A 25,175-nucleotide genomic window follows, 5' to 3' on the forward strand; every position below is an offset into this window, starting at 1 on the left:
TCCCGGCGCTCCGGGTTAAGGTCTCATCGACGGAAACAGGAGGCACTGGGTTGTTGTACGGCGCGATGAAGGTCGCCATCGGGGGACCGCTGAAGGTCACCTTCAGGCCCTGGGTGGAGGGCCTGGAGAACATCCCGGCCGAGGGCGCGGCCATCCTGGCCAGTAACCACCTGTCCTTCTCGGACTCGTTCTTCCTGCCCGCGGTGCTGGACCGCAAGGTCACCTTCATCGCGAAGGCCGAGTACTTCACCACACCCGGGGTGAAGGGCCGGCTGACGGCCGCCTTCTTCAAGGGTGTCGGCCAGCTCCCGGTGGACCGTTCCGGCGCGCGCGGCGCCGGCGAGGCGGCGATCAGGAGCGGCCTGGAGGTGCTGGAGCGCGGCGAGTTGTTCGGCATCTACCCGGAGGGCACCCGCTCGCCCGACGGCCGTCTCTACCGGGGCAAGCCCGGCGGCCTCGCGCGCGTGGCGCTCGCGAGCGGCGCCCCGGTGATCCCGGTCGCCATGATCGACACCGAGAAGATCCAGCCGCCGGGGCAGGTGATGCCCAAGCTGATGCGCCCGGGCATCCGGATCGGCAGGCCGCTGGACTTCAGCCGCTACCAGGGCATGGAGCACGACCGGTTCGTGCTGCGCGCGGTGACCGACGAGGTCATGTACGAGATCATGAAGCTCTCCGGCCAGGAGTACGTCGACATCTACGCGACCGCCGCCAAGCGGCAGATCGCCGAGGCCGCCAAGGCCGAGAAGGACGCGGCGAAGGCCGAGAAGAAGGCCGCCGAGTCCTAGCAGGGGGCCGGTGAGGGGGGCTGGGGGAGATGACCAAGCGGGAACGGGTCGTACGGATGTCGGTCGAGCAGCCGCTGTGGCGTGCGCTCACCGGCTACCGCGTGCTGACCCTGCTGTACGCGATAGGCCTGTTCGCCTCCGCCTACGAGGACTACGACCGTGCGGGCGTCGCCATCGGCTACTACGCCGTCCTGACCGTCTGGACCCTGGCGACCCTGCCCCGCGTGCAGAGCGCGGCGGCCTGCACCAGGCGCTTCCTCGCCGTCGACCTCGCGATCGCGATCACCGGCATCGTGCTGACCCCCTGGGTGGTCACCCAAGGCCATATCGACCGCGGCGGCCCGACCCTGCCGTCGATATGGACCGCGGGCTCGGTCCTCGCCTTCGCCATCAAGGGCGGCTGGCGCTGGGCCGCGTTCGCCTCCACCCCGGTCGCCGCCGCCAACCTGATCGAGCGCGGCCACCCGGCCCGCGACACCGTCCACAGCGTGGTCCTGGTCTGGGTCGCGTCCATCGCCATCGGGTACGTCGTCGAGGTCGCCCGCGCCTCCGAGCGCACCCTCGCCCGCGCCCTGGAGATCGAGGCCGCCACCCGGGAACGCGAGCGGCTGGCCCGGGACATCCACGACAGCGTGCTCCAGGTGCTCGCCATGGTGCAGCGGCGCGGGGCGGTCCTCGGCGGCGAGGCGTCCGAACTCGGGCGGCTGGCCGGGGAGCAGGAGGTGGCCCTGCGCACGCTCGTCTCCGGCGGCCTGGTGCCGCTCTCGCGGGCCTCCGAGGACGCCGCCGACGGGGCGGTCGTACGCCTCGTCGAGGAACCGGACGACTCCGGTCCCGTCGATCTGCGGGCGCTGCTCGCGCCCTACGCCGGGTCCCGGGTGAGCCTCGCCGAGCCCGGCGCTCCGGTGACGCTGGCGCCGCACGCGGCCCGTGAACTGGCCGCCGCCGTCGGCGCCGCCCTGGAGAACGTGCGCCGGCACGCGGGGGAGACGGCCCGGGCCTGGATCCTGGTCGAGGACGAGCCGGACGGGATCGTGGTGACCGTACGGGACGACGGCCCCGGCATCCCGGAGGGCCGGCTCGCCCAGGCCGAGGGGGAGGGGCGGCTCGGGGTGGCCCAGTCGATCCGCGGACGGCTGCGCGACCTCGGCGGCAGCGCCGAACTGTTCTCGACTCCCGGGCAGGGCACGGAAGTGGAGCTGAAGGTACCGAAGGTCTCCCCGGGGAAGGCGGAGCGGCGATGAGCATCAAGGTGATGGTGGTCGACGACCACCCGATGTGGCGCGACGCGGTCGCCCGGGACCTGGCCGAGTCCGGGTTCGAGGTGGTCGCCACCGCCGGTGACGGCGACCAGGCGGTGCGCCGGGCCAAGGCCGCCGCGCCCGACGTCCTCGTGCTGGACCTCAACCTGCCCGCCAAGCCCGGCGTCCAGGTCTGCAAGGAACTCGTCGGCCACAACCCGGCGTTGCGGGTCCTGGTCCTCTCGGCCAGCGGGGAGCACGCCGACGTCCTGGAGGCGGTGAAGTCCGGCGCGACCGGCTATCTGCTGAAGTCGGCCTCGACCGAGGAACTCCTGGACGCGGTGCGCCGTACCGCCGTCGGCGACCCGGTGTTCACGCCCGGCCTCGCCGGGCTGGTCCTCGGCGAGTACCGCCGGCTCGCCTCCGAACCGGCCCCGGCCGCGGACGCCGAGCGGCCCGACGCGCCCCGGCTCACCGACCGCGAGACCGAGGTGCTGCGGCTGGTCGCCAAGGGCCTGAGCTACAAGCAGATCGCCGAGCGCCTGGTCATCTCGCACCGCACGGTGCAGAACCACGTCCAGAACACCCTCGGCAAACTCCAGCTGCACAACAGGGTGGAGCTGGTCCGTTATGCGATAGAGCGCGGCCTCGACGACGAATGATCCACAGCTGATGTGATCTTCGCGCTTGACGGCAAGTAAACCAACCGCCCACCGATTCACCGGAATTGCCCTTCCCGCCCATCCCTGTGTGACCTGGATCACCACTAGCGTGACCCTCACCAGGCAACCGCGGCGAAGGGACATTTCCATGCGGGTCGGAGTACTGACCGGAGGCGGCGACTGCCCCGGGCTCAACGCCGTCATCCGGGGCGTCGTCCGCAAGGGCGTGCAGGAGTACGGCTACGACTTCGTCGGTTTCCGGGACGGCTGGCGCGGACCCCTCGAAGGCGACACCGTCCGCCTCGACATCCCCGCCGTGCGCGGCATCCTGCCCCGCGGCGGCACCATCCTCGGCTCCTCGCGCACCAACCCCCTCAAGCAGGAGAACGGCATCCGCCGGATCAAGGACAACCTCGCCAAGCTGGAGGTCGAGGCGCTCATCGCGATCGGCGGCGAGGACACCCTGGGCGTGGCCGCGCGCCTCACCGACGAGTACGGCGTGCCCGTCGTCGGCGTCCCGAAGACCATCGACAACGACCTGTCCGCCACCGACTACACCTTCGGCTTCGACACCGCCGTCGGCATCGCCACCGAGGCGATCGACCGCCTGCACACCACCGCCGAATCGCACATGCGGGTCCTGGTCTGCGAGGTGATGGGCCGGCACGCCGGCTGGATCGCCATCCACTCCGGTCTCGCCGGCGGCGCCAACGTCATCCTCATCCCCGAGCAGCGCTTCGACGTCGACCAGGTCTGCGCCTGGGTGACCTCCCGCTTCAAGGCGTCCTACGCCCCGATCGTGGTCGTCGCCGAGGGCGCCATGCCCAAGGACGGCGACGCCGTCCTCAAGGACGGCACCCTCGACTCCTTCGGCCACGTCCGCCTCTCCGGGGTCGGCGAGTGGCTCGCCAAGGAGATCGAGAAGCGCACCGGCAAGGAGGCCCGCACCACGGTCCTCGGGCACATCCAGCGCGGCGGCACCCCGAGCGCCTTCGACCGCTGGCTCGCCACCCGCTTCGGCCTGCACGCCATCGAGGCCGTCCGCGACGGCGACTTCGGCAAGATGGTCGCCCTGCGCGGCACCGACATCGTCCGGGTGCCGATCGCCGAGGCCACGGCCAAACTGAAGACCGTCGACCTGAAGCTCTACGAAGAGGTCGGGGTGTTCTTCGGCTGACCGGCGCGCCGGGCTGTGGGCCGGATCCCGCCCACGGCCCGGCGCAGCCGCCCGGTCACGGCTGGCGGAGAAGAGCTCCGCTCAGCAGCTCCGCCACGATCGCCTGGCCGTTCAGCGTCAGGATCGACTCCGGGTGGAACTGGACCGAGGTGAAGCGGGCGGCGCGCAGCGCGTGCACCTCCCCGTTCGCCGCCCGGCTCACCTCCACCCCGTGCGCCGCCAGCTCCCGTGCCGCCTCCTCGTCGCAGCGGGCCACGAAGCTGTTGTAGAAGCCGACGGTCTCCGGCCGCCCGAACAGGTCCACGGTCGTCTGCGCCCCCTGGTACGGCACCTCCTTGCGGACGATCTCCAGGCCCAGCTCGGCCGCGATCAGCTCGTGCCCGAGGCAGACGCCCAGCACCCCGTGCCGGTGCTCGCGGAGCACCGTCGCCGTCAGCTTCCGCAGGAACCGCATCTTCGGATCGTCCAGGTCGGACGGGTCACCGGGGCCCGGGCCCAGCACCACCGGACCCTCGTGCGCGCGCACCGCCTCCCGCAGCCCGGGCTCGTCGTACCGCCGGACGGTGACGTCCAGCCCCCCGGCCCGCAGCACATGCGCGAGCATCGCCGTGAACGTGTCCTCCGCGTCCACCACGAGCGCGTGCCCGGCCAGCTCCTCCGTCCGCTCCCGCATCCGCAGCCAGAACGGCGCCAGCGCGGCCCGGCGCCCGTCCAGCGCGGCCCGCACCCGGGGATCGTCGGCCAGCCGGGGGCGCGCACCCTCCGCACGCGGCCGGGCCGGTCGTACACCCAGGGCGGCCAGCACCCCCGCGGCCTTCGCGTGGGTCTCCGCGACCTCGCCCGCCGGGTCCGAGCCGCGCACCAGCGTGGCGCCGACGGGCACCCGCAGCCGCCCCCGCGCGTCGATGTCGGCGGTACGGATGAGGATGGGGGAGTCCAGGGTCTGGGCGCCGACAGACTCGTCCCGCCCGTCACCCGCGTACCGGCCGAGCAGGGCCAGCGCACCGGCGTAGTAGCCGCGCCCCCCGACCTCGTGGCGCTCGATCACCCGGCAGGCGTTCTGCACCGGCGAGCCGGTGACGGTCGCCGCGAACATGGTCTCTTTCAGGACCTCCCGCACATCCAGCGAGGACCTGCCGCGCAGCTCGTACTCGGTGTGCGCGAGGTGCGCCATCTCCTTCAGCCGGGGCCCGACGACGACCCCGCCCATGTCGCCGACGGTGCACATCATCTTCAGCTCCTCGTCGACGACCATCGACAGCTCCTCGATCTCCTTGCCGTCGGCGAGGAAATCGAGCAGGTGCTCGGGGGTGGGGCCCTCGGCGGGATAGCGGTAGGTGCCGCTGATCGGGTTCATGACGACCGTGCCGCCGGACATCCGGACATGCACCTCCGGGCTGGCCCCGACCAGCGTGCGGTCCCCGGTGTGCACGACGAACGTCCAGTACGCGCCCCGCTCGCCCTCCAGGAGCCGCCGGAACAGCGCCAGCGCGTCGGCGCGGCCGAAGCCGGGGATCTGGCCCTGGTACGTCCGCCGGATCACGAAGTTCGCGCCCTCGCCCCGGCCGATCTCCTCGCGTAGCACCCGGCCGACGATCTCGGCGTACGCGTCGTCGTCGACGTCGAAGGCGCCGGCCGCGACGTGGACGTCGTGGGCGGGGAGGGCCGCGAGGGCCTCGTCGAGTGGAATGTGACATACCACCGAAGGCGACAGCATCAGCAGCGGCGTCCCGTCGTCCCGCACATCGAACCCCCGCTCCCGGATCTGCCGGTACGGCACGAGGGCGAGCCCCTCCTCGGGCAGGTCGGCGAGCCGGTCGTGGGCGGTGACCGGGCCGACCAGGACCTCCACCGTGTTCTCGTCGTGGCCGGGCGTGCGCCGGCGGAGCAGGGCGAAGGGGCGGTCGTCGTGGAGCAACTGGGTCAGGTCCATGGTTCCTCTGCCCGGTGGGGCTGGTAGGTGAGAGGAACGACCCCGGAAAACACCGAAGGCCGCCCCTCGGGCGGCCTTCGCGAAGTCTTGCGTACGCGCAGTCAGTGGGCCGCCGGAGAAGCGGTCCACCACCAGTTCTGGGTCGAATGCGCGAACATGCGAAAAACCCTACCCCACTCCACGCCCTGTCCACAGGACAATCGCTCTGTCTCACCAGTCGAGCGGGAGGAATACATGGCGACACGACCCCGTAATGTTTACGAGGTGACCGTGAACGCTAAGACCAGCCTCGGTGCTGGCAACACCTGGCGAAACCTGCCCGCGGCGCAGCAGCCCGAGTACCCCGACCCCGAGGCTCTGCGCGCAGTCGTTGCGGAGCTGGAGTCGTATCCGCCGCTCGTCTTCGCGGGCGAGTGCGACCAGCTGCGCGCCCGGATGGCGGCCGTCGCCAAGGGAGAGGCGTTCCTCCTCCAGGGCGGCGACTGCGCCGAGGCCTTCGACGCCGTGTCGGCCGACCACATCCGCAACAAGCTCAAGACCCTCCTCCAGATGGGTGCCGTGCTGACGTACGCGGCGTCGGTGCCCGTGGTGAAGGTGGGCCGGATCGCCGGCCAGTACTCCAAGCCGCGCTCCAAGGGGACCGAGACCCGCGACGGCGTGACCCTGCCGACGTACCGCGGCGACTCGGTCAACGGCTTCGACTTCGACGAGAAGGCCCGTATCCCGGACCCCGAGCGGCTGAAGCGGATGTACAACGCGTCCGCCTCCACGCTGAACCTGGTGCGTGCCTTCACCACCGGCGGCTACGCCGACCTGCGCCAGGTGCACGCCTGGAACCAGGACTTCGTGAAGTCCTCCCCGTCGGGCCAGCGCTACGAGCAGCTCGCACGCGAGATCGACAACGCGCTGAACTTCATGCGGGCCTGCGGCGCGGAGCCCGAGGAGTTCAAGACGGTCGAGTTCTTCTCCTCGCACGAGGCGCTGCTCCTCGACTACGAGTCCGCCCTGACCAGGGTCGACTCCCGTACCGGCAAGCTGTACGACGTCTCGGCGCACATGGTGTGGATCGGTGAGCGCACCCGGCAGCTGGACGGGGCGCACATCGAGTTCGCCTCGAAGATCCGCAACCCGCTCGGCCTCAAGCTCGGCCCGACCACGACGGCCGAGGAGGCGCTGCGCTACATCGACCGCCTCGACCCGGACCGCGAGCCGGGCCGGCTGACCTTCGTCGTCCGGATGGGCGCGGACAAGGTCCGGGACAAGCTTCCCGAGCTGGTCGAGAAGGTCACCGCGTCGGGTGCCACCGTGGCCTGGGTGACCGACCCGATGCACGGCAACACCTTCGAGGCGGCCTCGGGCCACAAGACCCGCCGCTTCGACGACGTGCTCGACGAGGTCAAGGGCTTCTTCGAGGTCCACAAGACCCTCGGCACCCACCCGGGCGGCATCCATGTCGAGCTCACCGGTGACGACGTCACCGAGTGCGTGGGCGGCGGCGACGAGATCTTCGTCGACGACCTGCACCAGCGCTACGAGACGGCCTGCGACCCCCGCCTGAACCGCAGCCAGTCCCTGGACCTGGCGTTCCTCGTCGCGGAGATGTACCGGGACCAGTGACCGGTCGACCATGGGGTGGGGCGCGGATCACATACGATCCGCGCCCCACCGCACTTTTGCGGGCCGGGCGCGCCGGGTAAGGTTAGGTTGACCTTATCGATCCCGGCGGGAGGTGAATCCGCGTGTACGTCTGCAGCTGTTTCGGGGTGACCGAGGCGCAGGTCAAAAAGCACGCGGAGGACGGCGCCTGCACCCCTCGCCAGATAGCGTCCGCCTGCAAGGCGGGCACGGACTGCGGTTCGTGCGTCCGCCGCATCCAGGCGATCCTGGGCCGGGGCGCCTGCCCCCGCCGTGAGCTGGCCGACCAGGGCCGCCCGGTGCTCTCCGAGATCGACGGCGGGCTCGACGGACTGGGCGAAGCCGCCTAGGCCGAGTCGCCCGGGTCAGCTCTCCGGCTGCTCGATCAGCTGGGCGATGTAGAGCGCCTCGCCGAGCTTCTCCACCAGCTCCAGCTGGGTGTCGAGGTAGTCGATGTGGTGCTCCTCGTCCTTGAGGATGTCCTCGAAGATGTTCGCGGACGTGATGTCGCCCTTCTCGCGCATCACCTTGATCCCGCGCTTGAGCCGGTCGATCGCCTCCACCTCGATCTGCCGGTCGGCCTCGAACATCTCCTTCACGGTCTGTCCCACGCGGACGTGGAACAGCCGCTGGTAGTTGGGCAGCCCCTCCAGGAACAGGATCCGGTCGGTGAGCACCTCGGCGTGCTTCATCTCGTCGAACGACTCGTGCCGGGTGTACTTCGCGAGCTTGAACCAGCCGAAGTTCTCCTGCATCTTCGCGTGCAGGAAGTACTGGTTGATCGCCGTGAGCTCACCGGTGAGCTGCTCGTTGAGGAATTCGATGACCTCGGGGTCGCCCTGCATCGCAGAGGCTCCTTCCACGCACGGGGGTGTTTGCGGCGCATGATTGCACTGGCGTAGAAGATCGTCCAGTAAGTGCGGACTTAGTAAGTAAGTCCATGCTTGGTGGCAGTTGACCGATTTGATGACCGGTGGGCGGTCTGCCTGGTCAGGTGCACCGCCCGCGGTCTGTCAGGATGGAAGGCATGGGTCATCCGGTGGAGCGTGCGTCTCGAGAAGCCGCGGGGTCCGAGCTTCCGCCGGGGCAGCGACTGCAGCGCGGCTGGCCGGTCACCCACTACGGTCCGGTACCCAAGTTCCGGCCCGAGCGCTGGGAGTTCAGGGTCTTCGGCGCCACCGCCGACGGGGGTGTGCGCACCTGGAACCATGAGCAGTTCACCGCCCTGCCGTACACCACCGTGGTCGCCGATCTGCACTGCGTGACGAAGTTCAGCATGCTCGGCGCGGAGTGGGGCGGGATCCCCGCGTGGACCGTCCTGGAGCTCGCGCCGCCCGCCCCCGATGTCACCCATGTGATGGTCTGGGCCGAGTACGGCTTCAGCTCCAATCTGCGCCTCATGGACTTCGCCGCCGAGCGCACGATCTTCGCCACCCACAAGGACGGTGAACTCCTCACCGCCGAGCACGGCTTCCCGGTGCGCCTGGTCGTGCCCCATCTGTACGCCTGGAAGGGCCCCAAGTGGGTCCGCGGCATCGAGTACATGACCGCCGACCGCCGGGGCTTCTGGGAGGAGCGCGGCTACCACAACATCGGCGACCCCTGGCGGGAGCAGCGCTACTCCTACCAGGAGGGGCCGGGGGACGGTCCGGAGCTCTGAGGCCCGGCGGGCTCAGTGGTGGTACTGGTGCACCACCGCGTGCCCCTTGCCCCGCCCGATCGTCCACTTGTTGACCGGCGTGGTCACGATGAACGCGAGCACCAGCGAGATGGCCAGCGAGATCCAGAACAGCGCGTCGCCCAGCTGGGCGTCCATCGCGGCCGGCCAGACCAGGATCGTGCCGTTGTCGATCAGCTCCATCACCGCGATCGACAGGGTGTCCGCGGCCAGCGCCACCCGCAGCGCGGTGCGCAGGTCGACGCCCGCCTTCAGGACCCCGCGCATGGTGAGCGCGTAGCCGAAGAAGAACGCCAGCACGATCGCCAGCAGGGTGGTCGGCAGGTTCCCCCAGCCGAAGGCCGTGCCGACCACCATGCCGAGCACCTCGCCGATGGCGCAGCCGGTGAGGCAGTGCAGGGTGGCCTGGGCGGCCATGGTCCAGGAGGCGCCGGTGCCGCCGTGCGACGGCCCGTGCGTCTCGTGTGCCGCGTGTTGTTCATGCGTATGGGCGGTGTGCTCGTGGTCCATGGCTGATCCCCGGTGTCAGGTGCGGATCCTTCTGTAGCGCCAACATATATACCCCCCTGGGGTATTCCCGTGAAGGGTTGGGGCTCGTTCCGGTAACGGACGGCACTTTCCGTGCCCAGAGCGCTACGCTGAGATCCTTGCCTGGCGGGAGACATGCCGGGCAAAGACGGATCCAAGGGGCCCTTGGGGTTCCGCTTGTGGTCCGGTTCGGGGGCGAGCGGTCGGGGGACGACGGTGGGGCTGTTCGGAGAGCGGCATACCTTCATGGGGGGCCTCGGTCCGGGGGACCGGGAAGCGCTGGCGGGTTTGGGTACCCGGCACGAGTACCCGCCGTACGACACGGTCGTCGCGGAGGGTGATCGCACCACGTTCGCGGTGGTCCTGCTCAGCGGCTGGTGCACGGTGTGGACCCCGACCGAGCGCGGCGGCCGGCTGATCCTGGCCCTGCGCCGGGCCGGCGAGGTCGTCGGCGACATGGCGGCGCTCGACGGCCGCCCGCGCAGCGCCTCGGTGAGCACCCTGGGCCCGGTGACCGGCCTGGTCGTGTCCGGTGAGCGGTTCCGCCGGTTTTTGGCCTCGCGGCCGCACGCCAACGCGCTGATGATGAGCCAGCTCGCCGAGCGGCTGCGCAGCGCGGACCACGAGCGCCGGGCCCTGGCCTCCATGACCGTGCTGCAGCGGCTCGCCGAGCGCCTGGTCGAACTGGCCGACCGCACCGGCCGGCTGGAGAACGAGGCCGTGACGATACGGCTGCCCCTCGCACAGCACGAACTGGCCGCGTCCGTGGGCTCCACCCGCGAGGCCGTCGCCAAGGCCCTGCGCCTGTTACGCGAACAAGGGCTGGTCCGCACCGGTCCCGGCACGCTGGCCGTGGCCGATCTGGACCCGCTCCGCCTGCTCGCCGCCGGACAACCGCACGAGACCTAGAAGAACCGAGTCCCGTGCTGTGTAAACGGCTACAGCGGCGACCGGCCGGCTCCGCGAGCATCGCACCTCAGGCGCCGGTGGCCCGGCGGGACGGCAGGGAGGAGAAAGCGATGGAGGGGGAAGCCGCGTACGGCTTCATCGTCAACGTGGACGCGATGGGCTCGGGCCTGCTGTCCGACACCGAGAAACCCGAGATGCGGCGCAGACTCTACGAGGTCACGGGCACCGCCTTCCAACAGGCCGGCATCCGCCCGCCACGGCTCTACCAGGAGGACCGCGGCGACGGCATCCTCAGCGTGCTGGCGCCGGACGTGCCGCCCCGGCGGGTGATGGGGGAGTGGCTGGAGTACCTCCACCAGAACCTCCGCGAGACCAACCGAAGCCTGCGCACCCCGCTGCGCCTGCGCGCCGGACTGCACATCGGCCCGGTCACGGCCGACGCGCACGGCCGCTCCGGACGCGCCGTCGACCTCGCCTGCCGGCTGGGCGACTGCGACATCGCCAAGGCGCTCCTCAAGGCCGCGACCGACGCGCCCCTGGTGGTGGCCGCCTCCGACCAGCTCTACGAGGACGTCGTCCGCCCCGGCGGCCGCTGGGTGGAACCCCGGCACTACCGCCGGCACGACGTGGAGCTCAAGGAAGGCCGCAGGACCGCCTGGTTCATGGTCCCGGGCCTGCCCCAGCCCCCCGAACTGCCCGAGGAGTCGGACCCGGACGGAGGGGACGGCCCGTCCGGGCCGGGCGGCTCCGGCGGACCCGGCGGCGGCACCCCGCCCGGGCCACCGGCGCCCCAGGGGCCCAGGGACACCTACGTCCAGAACAACACCCAGAACGGCAGCGGCGACCTCATCGCCGCCCAGCACATCGGCACCATCAACATCAAGTCCCGCGGGGGTGACCGGTGAACGCGCAGAACCCCCCGCCGCCCCAGGGCAACCCGAAACCGCAGCCCCAGCCCCAGCCCCAGCAGAAGGCCGAGCCGGACAAACCGCAGGGCGCCGAGTCCGGCGGCGCGCCCGAACCGGAGAAGTCCGACCTCATCGGCGGTTCCGCCGCCGACCCGCTCGGCGAGGAGGCGCTCCCCGGAGCGGCGGCCGCCGCCTCCCGGATCTACCGCTCCACCGTCAGCCAGCACGGCACCGGCACCCTGATCAGCTCCGGATCCGTCGGCACGATGAACTTCTTCGGCCGGCAGACGACCGAACGCCTGCTCGCCGGCCCGCTCCCGGCCGACGAACTGCGCAGACTGCGCCGGGTCTTCCAGGAGCCCGCGGACTACGACGACTACCGCGAGCAACTGAGCGGCGGACGCCTCCTGGTCCTGTACGGCCAGCCCGGCACCGGCCGCGCCTACACCGCCCTGTCCCTCCTCGACGACCTGACCCGCGGCCAGGTCTCCCGCCTCGACCCGCGCACCGACCTGGACGACCTGGACGACCAGCAGATCGACGACGGCCACGGCTACGCCCTGGAACCCAGCGCCACCGGGTTACCGGACGAGACCGGCCTCGACCGGCTCTGCGAACTGCTGCGCACCAAGGAGGCGTTCGCGGTCCTGCTCGCCACCCCGGAACCCGGTGACGTGCTCTCCCGCGGCGGCCGCTACTACCGCGCCCACACCCCGGCCGCCCAGACCTCCGTACTCGAAGGCCATCTCGCCGTCGAACTGGAGGACCAGGCCCCCGAGCTGTACGAGCGGGCCCGGGCCACCGCCCTGGACCCCGACGTCCTGGAGGCACGGGGCCTGGACGAACTGCGGCCGGCCGAGGCGGCCCTCTTCGCGACACTGCTGGCCCAGCACACCCGGGACGAGCTCACCCACGACGGACTCCTCGACAAATGCCGTGAGTTCGCCGAGAACCAGGCCGCCGAGTGGTTCGCCGGCGGGGTCCGCTCCGAGACCCCGGAGCGGCTGCGGGACGCCGCCTACCGGATCGCCGTCGCCGTCCTGGAAGGGGCCTCGCTGAGCTCCGTCGCCGAGGCCGCCGAGGTGCTCGCCTGGGAACTGGCCGTCACCGTCGACCCGGAGGCCACCCCCGGCCGCCCGCTCTTCAGCGACGGCGTCGACGCCCGGCTGGTCTCCGCCCGCGCGGTCGCCGAACTCGGCACCGAGGAGGTCGTCGGCAGCGAGGAGGTGCCGGTGCGCACCGTGCGGTTCGGCGGCGAGGCCCTCGCCCCGGCCGTCCTCGGCCACCTCTGGCAGCACCGGCACAACGCGCGCGGGCCCGTACTGCGCTGGCTCGCCGGACTGAGCGAGGACACCCGGCCCCAGGTCTGGGTGCGGGCCGCCGTCGCCGCCGGACAGCTGTGCCGGCTCGACCTCTCCCACACCGTGCACGAACTGGTCCAGCCCATGGCCCAGGCCGAGCAGGCGCGCCGCCGGCTGTTCGCCGCGACCGTCCTCGACGTGGCCCTGCGCTCCCCGGAGGTCGGCACCGCCGTCCGCGCCCTGGTCACCTCCTGGGCCCGGCACGGCGACGAGCAGCGCCGCTGGACCGCGGGCGCGGTGCTCGGCCGGGGCCGGGCCACCGACACCGTCCGCGAGTCCCTCGACCTGCTCGGCGGGATCGGCGTCTGGGACGAGGGCAGGCTGCGGGCCGACGCCTCCGTCCAGGTCGCCCACTTCGCCGGCGCCCACCCCGAGGCCCAGACCCTGCGCCGGATCCGCGCCTGGCTCTCCGACGAACGCCGGCCCCAGCAGGACCTCGGCCTGCAGAGCACCGTCTATCTCGCCGCCGTCCCCGTCACCGACCTCTGGAACCAGCACGAGGACCTAGAGGGCTACGGCGACTGGCCGCTGATGCTGGCCCTGGCCGCCGTCCGGCCCGCCCTCGCCCCGGAACTCGCCGGCCTCCTGTGGACGGCGCTGCAGACCCCGCGGTCGTACGAGGCGGCGGTCGAGACCCTGACCGACTGGCTGCGCGGCTCGGCCGACCAGCCCTGGGCCGGCGCGCTGGAGCGGTTCCTGCCGTTCCTCGTCCACAGCCACGACGACCGCAACCGACTGCTGGGCCTGATCAAGGAACTGACCGAAGACCCCGACCAACCACTGAACGAACAGCAGGTCCGCCGCCTGTGGGGGGCGGTCCAGGGAGCGAGTACACGATGAGCAACAACCAGTGGGGGCAGCCGTGGCCGCCCCAGGACCAGGAGTTCGTCCTTCCGCACGACCTCAGAGGCCCCTTCGTCCGCGAGTTCGCCCCGCAGGCGGCGTACCGGCACCGCAACAGCCAGGTGGCCTCGGTGCTCTACTACAAGAACGGCGGGCACAGCATCATCACCGTGCGCGGCGCCGAGCACGTCAACAAGCCGCTGATGGGCAAGCCCACCTCGGTGTGCTGGATCGCCCGCGGCCAGCACCAGGTCTCCTTCCAGCTGGAGCTGCCCACCCACGGCGACCGGGCCCAGTTCCGGGCCGGTGCCGACGTCAACTGGGAGGTGCAGGACTTCTACCAGGCCGCCGAGAAGCGGGTGGTCGACGTGGAACGGATGCTGCGGCCCTCGCTGGAGGCCCGGCTGCGCGGGCTCAGCCGCCGCTACAGCCTGGACTCGGCCCAGCAGGTCGACGAGGCCATCCAGGACGAGCTGGCCAGCGGCCGGTGGGGCGACTTCGGCGCCGAACTGGGCCTGGCCACCCAGGTGTTCGTCCGCATCGACCTCGGCCAGGCGGCCGCCGACCACCAGGCCCAGATGGTCGCGGTGGAGAAGGGCAGCATGGTCCAGGAGGCCATCGACACCGCCAACAAGGTGCGGATCGCCGCCAACCTCGACGACGCGCAGAAGCTGATCGGCGCGGGCGAGACCGCCCAGTACGCCCACATGCTGGCCGCCGACCCGAGCCGCGCCCACGAGATCCTCGGTGTGCTCCAGCAGCAGGCCCGCGAACAGCGCCAGGGCGCCCTGGACTACCTGACCAACCTGATCAACCAGGGCGTGGTGCAGCGCCACCAGATCGACGACCAGGTCCAGGCCCTCATCGACTTCAGCCGTACGGTCTCCACCGGGGTCTTTCCCAACGGCCTGCCGCAGGCCCCGACCTCGCTGCCGATACCGCCGATGCCGCCCGCGCCCCCGCTGCTCCCGGCCGACGCGCCCCCGCCCATTCCGCCGGCCCCGCCGGCGGACGCCATCCCCGGAGAGGGGACGGGGGTGGAGGACGACTCCAGCCCCGAGGCACGCCGATGACCGCAGGCGACCCGGACGCCGCCGCGCACTACGTGGCCGAACGGCTGCTGCTGACCGTGCGGGAGGACCTGGGCAGGGCGGACGTCAAGGCGTCGGTCCTGCTCTCGGGGGCGGTCGCGGTGCCGGCGCTGGCCCTCGGCCGAGGGGCGCCGTCCGGCGCCTCCGGCGTCGCCCTGGCCTTCCTCGTGGTCGGCGGGGCGCTGTGGGCGGCCGGCACCCTGCTGCTGCTCGCGGTGATCGTGCCCCGCACCCGCACGGTCCGCTTGGCACCCGGCCCGACCTTCTACGCCGACGCCCTCACCGCCGGCGACCCGGAGACGCTGCGCCGCGCCGCCGCGGAGGCCGGGGCGGATCCGGTGGGCTGGCTGCTGACCCAGTTCCAGGACGTCAGCGTGATCCTGTCGGCCAAGTACCGCTGGCTGCGCCGGTCGATGGCGCTGCTGGCGGCGGGGCTGCTGCTGGCTGCGGTGCCGCTGGCGGCCGGCTGATCAGCTCTCCCGCAGCCGCTTGAGCCGCTCGACGTCGGCCGCGTGCCCCTCCTTGCCGCCGGGCGTCTCGATGATCAGCGGTACGCCCGCGGTCGCCGGGTGGGTCATCAGCGCGCGGAACGGATCCTCGCCGATGTGCCCGGCGCCGATGTTCTCGTGCCGGTCCTTGTGCGCGCCGACGACGTCCTTGGAGTCGTTGGCGTGGATCAGCTTCAGCCGCCCCTCGCCGACGGTGTCCACCAGCAGGTCCAGCGTCTGGTGCATCCCGCTCGGCCCGGTCAGGTCGTGCCCGGCGGCGAAGATGTGGCAGGTGTCCAGGCAGACGCCCAGCTTCGGATGGGCGTCCAGCGCCTCGAAGTACGGCCCGAAGTCCCAGGTCCGGGAGCAGAGCGAGAAGCCCTGACCGGCGGTGGACTCCAGGAGCAGGAACGGGTCGTCGTCATGGGTCAGCTCGTCCAGCAGCGGCAGCAGGTGCGCCCGCACCTGCTTCAGGGCGACCTCCCGGGCCCGGCCGCCGGTCGCGCTCCCGGTGTGCACGACCACACCCAGCGCCCCGATCTCCCGCCCGCGCCGCAGCGAGTGCCGCAGCGACTCCACCGACTTCTCCACGGTCGCCTCGGTGTGCGAGCCGAAGTTGATCAGGTAGGGCGCGTGCACATACGCCGGGATCGACCCCTGCGCGCAGGCCGCGCGGAAGTCCTCGTCCTGCTTCGGGTTGCCCGCCGGGGTGGCCCAGCCGCGCGGGTTGGCGACGAAGACCTGCACGGTCTCGGCCCGCAGCTCACGGGCGTACGACAGCCCCACGGAGTGCAGGCCGCCGGCCACGGGGACATGCCCGCCGACGGGGTTGCGGAGGGGACCGGTGCGCTGACTCTTCACCCGTCAAGGGTGTCACGCCGGGGCCGGGCCCCGGTCACCGGATGGTGATCGTGATCGTCGACCCCTTGGGCGCCTGTTCCCCGGCGTCCACCGACTGCTGCTTCACCGTGTTGCCGAACAGCCCGAGCAGCCCGCGGTCCTCCTTGACCTGGAAGCCCGACTGCTCCAGCAGTTTGGTCGCGTCGTCGACCGTGGCCCCGACCACGTCGGGCACCTCGACCATCTCGGGGCCCTTGGAGAGCGTCAGCGTCACCGTGTCGCCCTCGGCGGCCCGGCCGTCGCCCGCCGGGGTCTGCTGGGCGACCTGCCCCTGGTCGTACTCGGAGTTGACCTCGGTGGCGGAGACCGTCACCTTCAGCCCGGCCTCCTGGAGCTCCTGCCGGGCGTCGTCCAGGTCCTCACCGGTGACGTCCGGGACGTCGACCGGCGAGCCCTTGCTGACGACGAGCGCGATCGCGCTGCCGGTGTGCCGCTTCGTCCCGATGCCCGGGTCGGTGCTGATCACCGAGCCCTTGGGCACGCTGTCGCTGAACTCCCGGGTCACCATGCCCGGTGCGAGCCCGTCGGCCTTGAGCAGCGCCCTGGCCCTGGCCAGCGTCCGCCCCTGCACATCCGGCACGTTCACGGTCTCGGGGCCGTCCGAGATCGTGAGCGTCACCGAGTCGTTGCTGCGGATGCGCCGGCCGGCCGCCGGGTCGGTGCTGATCACCGTGCCCCGCTTCACCGTGTCGCTGTAGGCGTGCTCGACCGTCTTGACGTCGAGCCCGGCCTCCTTCAGCCGTGCCGTGGCCTGGGCCTCCGTCTTCGCCAGCAGCGGCGGGACCTTGGTGAACTGCCCGGAGTTGATGTACCAGACCCCGGTGCCGACGCCGAGGACCACGAGCAGCGCCGCCAGCAGGGTGATGAGCCCCCGCCGGGAGCCGGACCGGCGCCGCCGCTCCGGGACCGGGGCCGCCTCGAACCGGCTGGTCCGCAGGACACCCTCGTCCGCCTCGTTGACGGGCAGCGGCCGGGGCACCGTCAGCGACCGCGGAAGAACGCTCGTCCGGTTTTCGGCCGTCTCGTGCCCCGTCGCCGCGAGCGCCTGCGGCGGTACGGCGTCCAGCTGCTCGTCGCGGAGCGCGGCCCGGGCCTCCCGCACCCGGGCCAGCAGCGCGACGGCGTCGTAGGGCCGGACCTCGGGGTTGCGGGCGGTGCCGAGGGCGACCAGTTCGTCCAGCTCGTAGGCGAGCCCCGGCACGGCGGCGGACGGCGGCGGCACGTCCTCGTGGAGGTGTTTGTAGAGGATCACCGCGGGCGAGTCGCTGTCGTGCGGCTTCTGCCCGGTGAGCATCTCGTAGAGCACGACACCGCACGCGTACACGTCGACGCGCGGATCGGCGGCCCCGTTCTCGACCTGCTCTGGCGCGAGATACGACACGGTCCCGAGGACGGCCCCCGTGGTGCTGGTGACGCTGTCCACGGAGCGCACCAGACCGAAGTCGGCGACCTTGACCCGCCCGTCGTCCCCTATCAGCACGTTCTCGGGCTTCATGTCCCGGTGCACGAACCCGGCGCGGTGCGCGGCGCCCAGCGCGGCCAGCACCGGCTCCAGGATGTCCAGCGCGGCCCGCGGCTGCAGCGCACCGCGCTCGCGCACCACGTCACGCAGGGTGCACCCGGCGATGTACTCCATCGCGAGGTAGACGTACGTCCCGTCGGTCCCCTGGTCGAAGACCTGGACCACGTTCGGGTGGGCCAGCCGGGCGACGGACTTGGCCTCCCGGATGAACCGCTCGACGAAGGACCCGTCCACGGCGAGGGCCGGGTGCATCACCTTCAGGGCGAGCACACGGTCCAGCCGGACGTCCAGGGCCCGGTACACCGTGGCCATCCCGCCGACGGCGATCCGCGCGTCGACGCGATAACGGCCGTCGAGCACCTGCCCGACGAGAGGGTCCTGAAGGGTCATATCCACGCAGGCGAGTGTACGAGCCCGGACCGACAGTCCCACAGGTAAGACCGCTCACTCCCCGGACTGCAGCGGAGCTGTGACGCTCGACACCAGAAAGTAGTAGCCATGTACATAGTATCCATGTACTGTATTTCTCGTGAGCGAAGCAGCTGAGAACGCGACGGCGGGATACCTGGTCTGGCGCCTGTCGACGAAGTGGCGGGTGGCCGTCGACCGGGCGGTCGCACCGCTGGGCCTGACCCACGCCCAGTACGCGGTGATGGCGTCGCTGTACGGCATGGGACGCACCGGACTGCGGCCCAGCCAGCGCGAGCTCGCCGACCACACCGGCCTCGAACCGCTCTACGTCTCCAAGCTCGCCCGCGCCCTGGAGACCGCCGGGCTCGTCGCCCGCACCCGCGACCCGGTCGACCCGCGCGCCATCCGGCTGACACTCACCGACCAGGGCCGCGACATCACCCGTCGGGCGATCGGGGTGGTCCAGGGCCTGCTGGACCAGCTGCTGGCGCCCCTCGGGGGACAGCGCGGTCCCCGCGCCCGCGAGTTCACCCGCGAGCTCGCGATCCTGCTCGACGCACCTCTTGATCCGTACACCGAGAACGAGAAGGAGCAGTCATGACCACGGTCACCGCCACCACCACCGCACCCGCCGTCAACGCCCGGATCATCGGCCTGGCCCACCACGCCCCGCGCGCCCTCCTGGAGCGCGTGCTCGACCGCCACGGCGTCACGTTCCACCAGAACGTGACGCTCCGGCTCGTCGCGATCGCCGCCGAGCCCGTCGGCCGCGACGAACTCGTCGGCGAGGTCACCGGCGCGCTGAAGACCGACGACTCGTTCGTGCACGGCGTGATCGAGGAACTGCTGGCCGCGAAGCTGCTGGAAGCGGACCCTGCCGACCCGTCCCGGCTGCGCCCCACCGACACCGGACGGGACCTGCACGAGCGCGTCGCCGCCGAGAGCGGCGCGATAGCCGCCCGCCTGTACGCCGGCATCCCGCCCGAGGACCTCGCCGTCGCCGGCCGCGTACTGACCCTGATCACCCAGCGCGCCAACACGGAACTGGCCGACGCCTGAGACGCCCCCCACACCGCCCGCGACCCGAGGCCGCAGACGGCGCTCGACCCCCGCGGGAGAGCTCACCTCTTCGGCGAACCGTCTCGGGCGGTGCGTGGGTGGGATGGGAGAGGAAGTCGGGACCGGACCGGCGGTCAGAAGGCGGGGCGCTCGGGGTCCAGCACGGCCAGGCCCTCCGCAGGAGACGACGCCTCGGCGAGGTACCGACGGGGGATCCGCCCCGCCAGCCGGGCCAACCGCCCCGCCTCCACCCCGGCCCGCATGGCGTGAGCCATCCGTTCGGGATCCTGCGCCCGCGTCACCGCCGACGCCAGCATCACCCCCGCACACCCCAGCTCCATCGCCAGCGCCACGTCCGACGCCGTACCGGCCCCCGCGTCCAGAATCACCGGCACGCGCGCGTGCTCGACGATCAGCTGGAAGTTGTGCGGGTTGCGGATCCCGAGCCCCGACCCGATCGGCGACCCCAGCGGCATCACCGCCGCGCACCCGACGTCCTCCAGCTTCCTGGCCAGCACGGGGTCGTCGTTGGTGTACGGCAGCACCGTGAACCCGTCGTCGACCAGCGTCTCCGCCGCGTCCAGCAGCTCGACCGGATCCGGCAGCAGGGTGCGCTCGTCGGCGATGACCTCCAGCTTGACCAGCGAGGTCCCCAGCGCCTCCCGCGCCAGCCGGGCCGTCAGCACCGCCTCCCCCGCCGTGAAACAGCCGGCGGTGTTCGGCAGCACCCGGATCCCCAGCCGTTCGAGGACCGACAGCACGGAACCCCGTACCCCCGGGTCCACCCGTCGCATCGCGACCGTGGTCAGCTCGGTCCCGGACGCGACCAGCGCCCGCTCCAGCACCTCCAGGCTCGGCGCGCCCCCGGTCCCCATGATCAGCCGGGAGGAGAAGGCCGTACCCCCGAGCACGAACGGATCGTCGGCCACGGCTCAGCCCCCCTGCACGGCGGTGAGGACTTCCACGCGGTCGCCCTCGGCGAGCGCCGTGCCCGGCCACTCGCCGCGCGGTACGACGGTCTCGTTGACCGCCGCTGCCACCCCGGAGGGCGCGGGCGTGAGGGACCGTACGAGCGTGTCGAGCGCGGTGCCCGGGGCGATCTCCCGGCGCTCGCCGTTGACGGAGATGGTGACGGAGAGGTTCATGCGGTCTGCTCCACGAGTACGGTGCCGAATCGCCTCGGCGTGAACGGACGGGCCTCCTCGGGCAGCTCCCCGCAGGCCAGCAGCTCCGCCATCACGTCTCCCGTGACCGGCGTGAGCAGCACCCCGTTGCGGTAGTGCCCGGTGGCCAGCAGCAGGCCGTCGAGGCGGGTCGGCCCGAGCAGCGGCGCGTTGTCGGGGGAGCCGGGGCGCAGCCCGGCCCGGGTCTCGGTGAGCGGCAGCTCGGTGATCCCGGGGACCAGTTCGTGGGCGTCGCGCAGCAGCTCGTACACGCCCCCGGCGGTGACCGTCGTGTCCCAGCCCAGCTCCTCGCTGGTCGCCCCGACCACCAGCTCGCCGTTCTCCCGCGGCACCAGGTAGACCTGGCTGCCGCGCACCACGGCCCGTACGGTCCGGCTGAGGAACGGCGCGTACCGCTTCGGCACGGTCAGCCGCAGCACCTGCCCCTTCACCGGCCGCACCGGCGGCAGCACGTCGTCGGGCACGCCCGCGAGCCGGCCGCTCAGGCTCCCGCCGGCGAGCACCACCTGCCGCGCGCCGCAGGTGTCACCCGCGCGGGTGAGGACGCCGGTGGCGCGCTCCCGTAGCACCTCCAGGCGCTCCGCCCAGTCCCGGTGGAACACCACCCCGGCCCGCTCGCACGCGGTCACCAGGGCGGCCGCCAGCCGGCGCGGATCGATCTGGTGGTCGCCGTCGACCCGCAGCCCGCCGCGCACGCCCGGCGCGAGCATCGGCTCCAGGCGCCGGCACTCCCGCCCCGACAGCCACTCCGACTCCAGGCCCGACTGCCGCTGGAGGGTGTGCAGCTCCCGCAGATGGGCCCGGTCGTCGGCGTCCAGGGCGACCGCGAGGGTGCCGCAGCGCCGGTAGCCGAGGTCGTGGCCGGTGAGCTCGGTCAGCTCGGCGGCGAAGTCGGGATAGCGGCGGGCGGAGGCCAGGTTGAGCCCCAGCAGGGTCTGCTCGCCGTAGTGCAGTTCGGTGACCGCGGCCAGCATCCCGGCCGCCACCTGCGCGGCCCCGCCGCCGGGATCGGGATCGACCACGGCGGTGGCCAGCCCGCGCTGAGCCGCCCGCCAGGCCGTGACCAGGCCGATGACTCCGCCCCCGATGACGAGGACGTCGGACGTATGTGAGGACATGGGCGTCCAGCCCCTCCCTTCGCCGGCATGACCCGGATCAGGTTCGTACGGTCGGAGGCCGCCAGCCTCCCTCTCAGCCCGGTGCGTCCGGGCTCCCGCGTGTGCTTGCCCGCCACCCTAGCCCGCGGGGCTCCGCCCGGGTAAGACGGCCTGGGCCGGTGCCGCGGAAGGTCCTGGGCAAGGTCCTCTGCAAGGTCCTGTGGAAGAGGTCACCCAGCACGCCCCCTGACTGACTGTCTGTCAGTTGTCTATCGTTCGCGTCTATGGTGATCAGGTGAGCGAGCAGACGCAGCAGCAGGGCACGTCACAGACGCGACGCGTGGTCGTCGTCGGCGCGGGCATGGCCGGGGTGCAGACCGCCGTGGCCCTGCGCGAACAGGGGTTCACCGGCCCCGTCACGCTGATCGGCGCCGAACCGCACCAGCCGTACGACCGGCCGCCGCTCTCCAAGGCCGTGCTGCTCGGCAAGGCCGAGAACTCCGCCTTCGAGGTCGACTTCGAGGCCCTCGACATCGAGCTGGCGCTCGGCCGCGAGGCGCTGGGCGTGCGCCCCGCCGACCGCGAGCTGGACACCGAGACCGGACCGGTGCCGTACGACGTCCTGGTCCTCGCCACCGGTGCCGAGCCGATCACGCTGCCCGGCACCGAGGGCGTGCCCGGCGTCCATCTGCTGCGCACCCTCGACGACGCCGAACGGCTGCGGCCCGTGCTCGTCCGGCAGCACGACGTCGTGGTCGTCGGCGCGGGCTGGATCGGCGCCGAGTTCGCCACCGCGGCCCGCGAGGCCGGCTGCGCGGTCACCGTCGTGGAGGCCGCCGACCGTCCGCTCGCCGGGGCGCTGCCCGCCGAGGTGGCCGTGCCGATGGCCGCCTGGTACGCCGGCAGCGGCGCCGACCTGCGCACCCACGCGCGCGTGGCCCGGGTCGAGCCCGGCGCGGTGGTGCTCGACGACGGCTCGCAGGTGCCCGCGGGCGCCGTCGTGGTCGGCATCGGCGCCCGCCCCGCCACCGCTTGGCTGACCGGCTCCGGCATCGAGCTCGGCCCCCATGGCGAGGTGCTCGCCGACGACCGGCTGCGCACCAGCGTCCCGGACGTCTACGCGGTCGGCGACTGCGCCTCCTTCCCGTCCGGCCGTTACGGCGAGCGCCTGCTGATCCACCACTGGGACAACGCCCTCCAGGGCCCGCGCACCGTCGCCGCCAACATCCTCGGCGAGACCGACGCCGTCTACGATCCGGTGCCGTACTTCTGGTCGGAGCAGTTCGGCCGCTTCGTCCAGTACGCGGGCCACCACGCGGCGGCCGACCGCATGGTGTGGCGCGGCGACCCGTCCGGCCCGTCCTGGAGCGTGTGCTGGCTGCGCGAGGGCCGCCTGGTAGCCCTCCTGGCGGTCGGTCGCCCGCGTGATCTGGCACAGGGACGACGACTGATCGAGGCGGGGCAGGAAATGGACGCGGACGCCCTCGCGGATCCGGCCCGCCCCTTGAAGAACGCGACTGCGGCGCCCCGTTAGGGGTGCGGGGCTGTGGCATATGCGGCTCCGCCGCGTGGGCGCCACCAGCCCCCACCCCGCCGCACCCGAACACCCACCCATCGCGCCCGAACCACGACAACGCCTACCCTTGACCTCGTGACCGAGATTGACGCAAACATCGATGCTCTCGTCCCCGCATGGCTCAACCTCCCCGACATCGCAGAGATGCTCGACGTCGAGGTGACGCGCGTGCGGCAGCTGGTCAAGGAGGGCCAGCTCATCGCCGTACGGCGTGGCGAGAACCGCGCGCTGCACGTCCCCGCCGCCTTCATCGACGGCGACAAGGTCGTCAAGGGCCTGTCCGGGACCCTGACGCTCCTGCGGGACGACGGCTTCAGTGACGAAGAGATGCTGGAATGGCTCTTCACCCCCGACGAGTCCCTGCCCGGCACCCCCGCGCAGGCGCTGAGTGAGAATCGCGGTACGGAGGTGAAGCGCCGCGCCCAGGCGCTCGCCGTCTGAGGCAGCCAGTACCGACTCAACGGGGGACCAAGACGATGACCGACACCGCCCGCGCCCAGCTGGCCGACGCCCGTCTCTACCTTTGCACGGGCGCCCGAAAGGAGCAGGGCGACCTCGCGGAGTTCCTGGACGCGGTCCTGGCGGGCGGTGTCGACATCGTGCAGCTGCGCGACAAGGGCATGGAGGCGGGCGAGGAGCTGGAGCACCTCGCCGTGTTCGCCGACGCCTGTGCCCGGCACGGCAAGCTGCTCGCGGTCAACGACCGCGCGGACGTGGCCCACGCGGCCGGCGCCGACGTGCTCCACCTCGGCCAGGGCGACCTGCCGGTACCCGCCGCCCGCGCGATCCTCGGCCCGGACGTCCTGATCGGCCGCTCGACGCACGCCGGGTCCGAGGCCGCCGCGGCCGCCGTCCAGGACGGGGTGGACTACTTCTGCACCGGCCCCTGCTGGCCCACCCCCACCAAGCCCGGCCGCCACGCCCCCGGCCTCGACCTGGTGCGGTACACCGCCGCTCTGGGCACCGACCGCCCCTGGTTCGCCATCGGCGGCATCGACCTGGGCAACCTCGACCAGGTCCTGGAGGCGGGCGCCCGCCGGGCGGTCGTCGTCCGCGCGCTCACCGACGCCGACGACCCGGGCGCGGCGGCGGCCGAGTTCGCGAAGCGGCTGCGGTCGGCGTGACGCACCGTCCGCACCGTCCGTACCGGCTGTCCGGAAACATGTCCAGTATCCGGACAGGAGGCCGACAAACCGGGCGAATTTCCCGAGCGCGGTTGGGTCGCCGTCCGCCCCTGGCTAACCTGCGAGTATGGCCCTAGGAACCGCATCCACCAGGACTGACCGCGCACGCACCGTGCGTGACATGCTCGCCTCCGGCAAGACCACGTACTCCTTCGAGTTCTCGGCGCCGAAGACCCCCAAGGGTGAGCGGAACCTGTGGAGCGCGCTCCGGCGGGTCGAGGCGGTCGCCCCCGACTTCGTCTCCGTGACCTACGGCGCCGGCGGTTCCACCCGCGCGGGCACGGTCAAGGAGACCGAGCAGATCGTCGCCGACACCACCCTCACCCCGGTCGCCCACCTCACCGCGGTCGACCACTCGCTGGCCGAGCTGCGCAACATCATCGGCCAGTACGCGGACGCCGGGATCCGCAACATGCTCGCGGTGCGCGGCGACCCGCCCGGCGACCCGATGGGCGACTGGGTGGCGCATCCGCAGGGCCTGACCTACGCGGCCGAACTCGTCCGGCTGATCAAGGAGTCGGGCGACTTCTGCGTGGGCGTCGCCGCCTTCCCGGAGATGCACCCGCGCTCCGGCGACTGGGACACCGATGTACGGCACTTCGTCGACAAGTGCCGCGCGGGCGCCGACTACGCCATCACGCAGATGTTCTTCCAGCCCGAGTCGTACCTTCGCCTTCGCGACTCGGTCGCGGCGGCCGGCTGCGAGACGCCGGTGATTCCGGAAATTCTTCCGGTCACCAGTGTGAAGATGCTGGAACGGCTGCCCAAACTCAGCAACGCGGTCTTCCCGGACGTCCTGAAAGAGCGGATCCTCACAGCGAAAGACGATCCGGCGGCGGTACGCTCCATTGGCATCGAATTCGCCACGGAGTTCTGCGCGCGGCTGCTGGCCGAGGGAGTGCCCGGACTGCACTTCATCACGCTCAACAACTCCACGGCGACGCTGGAAATCTACGAAAACCTGGGCCTGCACCATCCCCCGCGGGCCTAGACCGGCCGC

27 protein-coding genes and 1 riboswitch are annotated in these 25,175 nt (G+C 72.0%); of the genes, 18 read left to right on the forward strand and 9 right to left on the reverse strand.

Annotated elements, in window-relative coordinates; genetic code table 11:
• Positions 1 to 53: 53 nt before the first annotated feature.
• From ACIPSJ_RS06465 to ACIPSJ_RS06480, 4 genes are all read left to right on the forward strand, one after another.
• The gene (locus tag ACIPSJ_RS06465; protein ID WP_359209533.1) at positions 54 to 788 is read left to right on the forward strand and encodes a lysophospholipid acyltransferase family protein; all 735 of its coding nucleotides are present in this window, start codon (positions 54 to 56) and stop codon (positions 786 to 788) included.
• Positions 789 to 817: 29 nt separating this feature from the next.
• The gene (macS, locus tag ACIPSJ_RS06470) at positions 818 to 2,032 is read left to right on the forward strand and encodes a MacS family sensor histidine kinase (protein WP_359209536.1); all 1,215 of its coding nucleotides are present in this window, start codon (positions 818 to 820) and stop codon (positions 2,030 to 2,032) included.
• Entirely contained in the window at positions 2,029 to 2,691 is a 663-nt protein-coding gene (locus ACIPSJ_RS06475; protein WP_355723312.1) for a response regulator transcription factor, read from the forward strand. Before macS ends, ACIPSJ_RS06475 begins: the two co-directional genes overlap by 4 nt.
• Before the next feature lie 148 nt (positions 2,692 to 2,839).
• A complete protein-coding gene (locus ACIPSJ_RS06480; protein WP_355723310.1) occupies positions 2,840 to 3,868 on the forward strand; it encodes a 6-phosphofructokinase in 1,029 nt (342 codons plus the stop codon).
• Positions 3,869 to 3,923: 55 nt separating this feature from the next.
• Here ACIPSJ_RS06480 and ACIPSJ_RS06485 read toward each other — a convergent pair whose 3' ends face one another.
• On the reverse strand, positions 3,924 to 5,801 hold the full coding sequence (locus tag ACIPSJ_RS06485) for an anthranilate synthase family protein (RefSeq protein ID WP_401344016.1): 1,878 nt from the start codon (positions 5,799 to 5,801) through the stop codon (positions 3,924 to 3,926).
• Positions 5,802 to 5,902: 101 nt separating this feature from the next.
• Positions 5,903 to 6,037: a trp operon leader peptide gene (locus tag ACIPSJ_RS06490; RefSeq protein ID WP_401344019.1), complete on the reverse strand. Its 135-nt coding sequence runs from the start codon at positions 6,035 to 6,037 to the stop codon at positions 5,903 to 5,905.
• A gap of 28 nt (positions 6,038 to 6,065) precedes the next feature.
• Here ACIPSJ_RS06490 and ACIPSJ_RS06495 point away from each other — a divergent pair, with 28 nt between their 5' ends.
• Complete coding sequence (locus ACIPSJ_RS06495) at positions 6,066 to 7,418, forward strand: class II 3-deoxy-7-phosphoheptulonate synthase (RefSeq protein WP_355723304.1); 1,353 nt, start codon at positions 6,066 to 6,068, stop codon at positions 7,416 to 7,418.
• A gap of 122 nt (positions 7,419 to 7,540) precedes the next feature.
• Positions 7,541 to 7,786, forward strand: a complete 246-nt coding sequence (locus tag ACIPSJ_RS06500; protein WP_401344023.1) for a bacterioferritin-associated ferredoxin — start codon at positions 7,541 to 7,543, stop codon at positions 7,784 to 7,786.
• 15 nt (positions 7,787 to 7,801) lie between these two features.
• Here the strand turns inward: ACIPSJ_RS06500 and bfr are convergent, their stop codons facing one another.
• Positions 7,802 to 8,281: a bacterioferritin gene (gene bfr / locus ACIPSJ_RS06505; RefSeq protein ID WP_355707834.1), complete on the reverse strand. Its 480-nt coding sequence runs from the start codon at positions 8,279 to 8,281 to the stop codon at positions 7,802 to 7,804.
• Between the two features lie 182 nt (positions 8,282 to 8,463).
• Here bfr and ACIPSJ_RS06510 point away from each other — a divergent pair, with 182 nt between their 5' ends.
• The gene (locus ACIPSJ_RS06510) at positions 8,464 to 9,096 is read left to right on the forward strand and encodes a sulfite oxidase-like oxidoreductase (protein ID WP_401344026.1); all 633 of its coding nucleotides are present in this window, start codon (positions 8,464 to 8,466) and stop codon (positions 9,094 to 9,096) included.
• 12 nt (positions 9,097 to 9,108) lie between these two features.
• On the opposite strand, the gene ACIPSJ_RS06515 is transcribed toward ACIPSJ_RS06510, so the two are convergent.
• Positions 9,109 to 9,624: a DUF4396 domain-containing protein gene (locus ACIPSJ_RS06515; protein WP_401344028.1), complete on the reverse strand. Its 516-nt coding sequence runs from the start codon at positions 9,622 to 9,624 to the stop codon at positions 9,109 to 9,111.
• 234 nt (positions 9,625 to 9,858) lie between these two features.
• On the opposite strand from ACIPSJ_RS06515, the gene ACIPSJ_RS06520 reads away from it, so the two are divergent.
• The 5 genes from ACIPSJ_RS06520 to ACIPSJ_RS06540 all read left to right on the forward strand — a co-directional run bounded on the left by ACIPSJ_RS06520 (position 9,859) and on the right by ACIPSJ_RS06540 (position 15,224).
• Complete coding sequence (locus ACIPSJ_RS06520) at positions 9,859 to 10,551, forward strand: Crp/Fnr family transcriptional regulator (RefSeq protein WP_393655277.1); 693 nt, start codon at positions 9,859 to 9,861, stop codon at positions 10,549 to 10,551.
• Positions 10,552 to 10,661: 110 nt separating this feature from the next.
• Positions 10,662 to 11,456, forward strand: a complete 795-nt coding sequence (locus ACIPSJ_RS06525) for a hypothetical protein (RefSeq protein WP_401344032.1) — start codon at positions 10,662 to 10,664, stop codon at positions 11,454 to 11,456.
• Positions 11,453 to 13,660, forward strand: coding sequence for a hypothetical protein (locus tag ACIPSJ_RS06530; RefSeq protein ID WP_401344035.1), 2,208 nt, complete (start codon positions 11,453 to 11,455; stop codon positions 13,658 to 13,660). Before ACIPSJ_RS06525 ends, ACIPSJ_RS06530 begins: the two co-directional genes overlap by 4 nt.
• The gene (locus ACIPSJ_RS06535; RefSeq protein ID WP_359209560.1) at positions 13,657 to 14,736 is read left to right on the forward strand and encodes a hypothetical protein; all 1,080 of its coding nucleotides are present in this window, start codon (positions 13,657 to 13,659) and stop codon (positions 14,734 to 14,736) included. The genes ACIPSJ_RS06530 and ACIPSJ_RS06535 overlap by 4 nt, the downstream gene beginning before the upstream one ends.
• Positions 14,733 to 15,224 (forward strand): Pycsar system effector family protein, encoded by a 492-nt coding sequence (locus tag ACIPSJ_RS06540; RefSeq protein ID WP_401344038.1) that lies wholly within the window; start codon positions 14,733 to 14,735, stop codon positions 15,222 to 15,224. Before ACIPSJ_RS06535 ends, ACIPSJ_RS06540 begins: the two co-directional genes overlap by 4 nt.
• Here ACIPSJ_RS06540 and ACIPSJ_RS06545 read toward each other — a convergent pair whose 3' ends face one another.
• The gene (locus tag ACIPSJ_RS06545) at positions 15,225 to 16,103 is read right to left on the reverse strand and encodes a deoxyribonuclease IV (protein WP_401344041.1); all 879 of its coding nucleotides are present in this window, start codon (positions 16,101 to 16,103) and stop codon (positions 15,225 to 15,227) included.
• A 34-nt stretch (positions 16,104 to 16,137) separates the two neighbouring features.
• Positions 16,138 to 18,060, reverse strand: a complete 1,923-nt coding sequence (gene pknB, locus ACIPSJ_RS06550; protein ID WP_401344044.1) for a Stk1 family PASTA domain-containing Ser/Thr kinase — start codon at positions 18,058 to 18,060, stop codon at positions 16,138 to 16,140.
• 133 nt (positions 18,061 to 18,193) lie between these two features.
• Between pknB and ACIPSJ_RS06555 the strand changes: the two genes are divergently transcribed.
• Together ACIPSJ_RS06555 and ACIPSJ_RS06560 are read left to right on the forward strand one after the other, a co-directional pair.
• Entirely contained in the window at positions 18,194 to 18,676 is a 483-nt protein-coding gene (locus ACIPSJ_RS06555; RefSeq protein ID WP_401344047.1) for a MarR family winged helix-turn-helix transcriptional regulator, read from the forward strand.
• Positions 18,673 to 19,134 carry a MarR family transcriptional regulator gene (locus ACIPSJ_RS06560; RefSeq protein WP_401344050.1) on the forward strand — a complete coding sequence of 154 codons (462 nt, stop codon included), beginning with the start codon at positions 18,673 to 18,675 and terminating at the stop codon, positions 19,132 to 19,134. The genes ACIPSJ_RS06555 and ACIPSJ_RS06560 overlap by 4 nt, the downstream gene beginning before the upstream one ends.
• Before the next feature lie 134 nt (positions 19,135 to 19,268).
• Here the strand turns inward: ACIPSJ_RS06560 and ACIPSJ_RS06565 are convergent, their stop codons facing one another.
• From ACIPSJ_RS06565 to thiO, 3 genes are all read right to left on the reverse strand, one after another.
• Positions 19,269 to 20,063, reverse strand: coding sequence for a thiazole synthase (locus ACIPSJ_RS06565; protein WP_359209568.1), 795 nt, complete (start codon positions 20,061 to 20,063; stop codon positions 19,269 to 19,271).
• Positions 20,064 to 20,066: 3 nt separating this feature from the next.
• A complete protein-coding gene (gene thiS / locus ACIPSJ_RS06570) occupies positions 20,067 to 20,279 on the reverse strand; it encodes a sulfur carrier protein ThiS (protein WP_355707857.1) in 213 nt (70 codons plus the stop codon).
• The gene (gene thiO, locus ACIPSJ_RS06575; protein WP_359209572.1) at positions 20,276 to 21,436 is read right to left on the reverse strand and encodes a glycine oxidase ThiO; all 1,161 of its coding nucleotides are present in this window, start codon (positions 21,434 to 21,436) and stop codon (positions 20,276 to 20,278) included. Before thiO ends, thiS begins: the two co-directional genes overlap by 4 nt.
• Positions 21,434 to 21,545, reverse strand: a riboswitch (TPP riboswitch). It overlaps the preceding gene by 3 nt.
• 165 nt (positions 21,546 to 21,710) lie before the next feature.
• On the opposite strand from thiO, the gene ACIPSJ_RS06580 reads away from it, so the two are divergent.
• The 4 genes from ACIPSJ_RS06580 (at position 21,711) to metF (ending at position 25,166) form a co-directional block, all read left to right on the forward strand.
• Positions 21,711 to 22,949: an NAD(P)/FAD-dependent oxidoreductase gene (locus tag ACIPSJ_RS06580; protein ID WP_401344055.1), complete on the forward strand. Its 1,239-nt coding sequence runs from the start codon at positions 21,711 to 21,713 to the stop codon at positions 22,947 to 22,949.
• Positions 22,950 to 23,066: 117 nt separating this feature from the next.
• Entirely contained in the window at positions 23,067 to 23,432 is a 366-nt protein-coding gene (locus tag ACIPSJ_RS06585) for an Rv2175c family DNA-binding protein (RefSeq protein WP_359209578.1), read from the forward strand.
• A gap of 35 nt (positions 23,433 to 23,467) precedes the next feature.
• On the forward strand, positions 23,468 to 24,115 hold the full coding sequence (gene thiE / locus ACIPSJ_RS06590) for a thiamine phosphate synthase (protein WP_355707863.1): 648 nt from the start codon (positions 23,468 to 23,470) through the stop codon (positions 24,113 to 24,115).
• A gap of 127 nt (positions 24,116 to 24,242) precedes the next feature.
• The gene (gene metF, locus ACIPSJ_RS06595; protein WP_365680325.1) at positions 24,243 to 25,166 is read left to right on the forward strand and encodes a methylenetetrahydrofolate reductase [NAD(P)H]; all 924 of its coding nucleotides are present in this window, start codon (positions 24,243 to 24,245) and stop codon (positions 25,164 to 25,166) included.
• The last annotated feature ends 9 nt before the right edge of the window (positions 25,167 to 25,175 follow it).

Origin of the sequence: Streptomyces sp. NPDC090088, assembly GCF_044747345.1 — a bacterium.
GTDB lineage: Bacteria > Actinomycetota > Actinomycetes > Streptomycetales > Streptomycetaceae > Streptomyces.

Bases quoted from the DNA above. Each gene is read 5' to 3' on its own strand.
- ACIPSJ_RS06560 (WP_401344050.1), top strand. From the start codon at position 18,673: ATGACCACGGTCACCGCCACCACCACCGCACCCGCCGTCAACGCCCGG.
- ACIPSJ_RS06535 (WP_359209560.1), top strand. From the start codon at position 13,657: ATGAGCAACAACCAGTGGGGGCAGCCGTGGCCGCCCCAGGACCAGGAG.
- ACIPSJ_RS06540 (WP_401344038.1), top strand. From the start codon at position 14,733: ATGACCGCAGGCGACCCGGACGCCGCCGCGCACTACGTGGCCGAACGG.
- ACIPSJ_RS06515 (WP_401344028.1), bottom strand. From the start codon at position 9,624: ATGGACCACGAGCACACCGCCCATACGCATGAACAACACGCGGCACAC.
- thiO (WP_359209572.1), bottom strand. From the start codon at position 21,436: ATGTCCTCACATACGTCCGACGTCCTCGTCATCGGGGGCGGAGTCATC.
- bfr (WP_355707834.1), bottom strand. From the start codon at position 8,281: ATGCAGGGCGACCCCGAGGTCATCGAATTCCTCAACGAGCAGCTCACC.
- ACIPSJ_RS06490 (WP_401344019.1), bottom strand. From the start codon at position 6,037: ATGTATTCCTCCCGCTCGACTGGTGAGACAGAGCGATTGTCCTGTGGA.
- thiS (WP_355707857.1), bottom strand. From the start codon at position 20,279: ATGAACCTCTCCGTCACCATCTCCGTCAACGGCGAGCGCCGGGAGATC.
- ACIPSJ_RS06475 (WP_355723312.1), top strand. From the start codon at position 2,029: ATGAGCATCAAGGTGATGGTGGTCGACGACCACCCGATGTGGCGCGAC.
- ACIPSJ_RS06485 (WP_401344016.1), bottom strand. From the start codon at position 5,801: ATGGACCTGACCCAGTTGCTCCACGACGACCGCCCCTTCGCCCTGCTC.
- ACIPSJ_RS06510 (WP_401344026.1), top strand. From the start codon at position 8,464: ATGGGTCATCCGGTGGAGCGTGCGTCTCGAGAAGCCGCGGGGTCCGAG.
- ACIPSJ_RS06480 (WP_355723310.1), top strand. From the start codon at position 2,840: ATGCGGGTCGGAGTACTGACCGGAGGCGGCGACTGCCCCGGGCTCAAC.
- macS (WP_359209536.1), top strand. From the start codon at position 818: ATGACCAAGCGGGAACGGGTCGTACGGATGTCGGTCGAGCAGCCGCTG.
- metF (WP_365680325.1), top strand. From the start codon at position 24,243: ATGGCCCTAGGAACCGCATCCACCAGGACTGACCGCGCACGCACCGTG.
- ACIPSJ_RS06525 (WP_401344032.1), top strand. From the start codon at position 10,662: ATGGAGGGGGAAGCCGCGTACGGCTTCATCGTCAACGTGGACGCGATG.
- thiE (WP_355707863.1), top strand. From the start codon at position 23,468: ATGACCGACACCGCCCGCGCCCAGCTGGCCGACGCCCGTCTCTACCTT.